The organism is Nonomuraea marmarensis (genome assembly GCF_043197025.1).
Classification (GTDB): Bacteria; Actinomycetota; Actinomycetes; order Streptosporangiales; family Streptosporangiaceae; genus Nonomuraea; species Nonomuraea marmarensis.
The window spans coordinates 1-747 of record NZ_JBICRM010000130.1 but is presented as its reverse complement, the minus strand read 5'-3'; the positions used below and the strand labels follow the sequence as shown (position 1 = coordinate 747).

Here is a 747-nt window from a genome sequence, read left to right as displayed (position 1 = left end):
TCCAGAACCAGGTCCGCCTGGGCCTGGCCCGTATGGAGCGCGTCGTCCGCGAGCGGATGACCACGCAGGACGTCGAGGCGATCACGCCGCAGACCCTGATCAACATCCGCCCGGTCGTGGCGTCGATCAAGGAGTTCTTCGGCACCTCGCAGCTGTCGCAGTTCATGGACCAGACCAACCCGCTGGCCGGTCTGACGCACAAGCGGCGTCTTTCCGCGCTCGGTCCCGGTGGTCTGTCGCGTGAGCGGGCCGGCTTCGAGGTCCGCGACGTGCACCCGTCCCACTACGGCCGGATGTGCCCGATCGAGACCCCTGAAGGCCCGAACATCGGCCTGATCGGCTCGCTGGCCTCCTACGGCCGGATCAACGCCTTCGGCTTCGTCGAGACGCCCTACCGCAAGGTCGTGGACGGCAAGGTCACCGGCCAGATCGACTACCTGACCGCCGACGAGGAAGACCGCTACGTCAAGGCGCAGGCCAACACGGTGCTCAACGCCGACGGCACGTTCGCCGACGCTCGCGTCCTGGTCCGCACCAAGGGCGGTGAGACCGAGCTGGCCCGGGCCGAGGAGGTCGACTACATCGACGTGTCGCCGCGCCAGATGGTGTCGGTCGCCACCGCGATGATCCCCTTCCTCGAGCACGACGACGCCAACCGCGCGCTCATGGGCTCCAACATGCAGCGCCAGTCGGTGCCGCTGCTCAAGAGCGAGGCGCCGCTGGTCGGCACCGGCATGGAATACCGTG

At 68.1% G+C, this 747-nt stretch carries 1 pseudogene; it reads left to right on the top strand.

Annotated features, from left to right (window positions below):
• A pseudogene (locus ACFLIM_RS50275) lies at positions 1-747 on the top strand (DNA-directed RNA polymerase subunit beta); the annotation flags it as partial.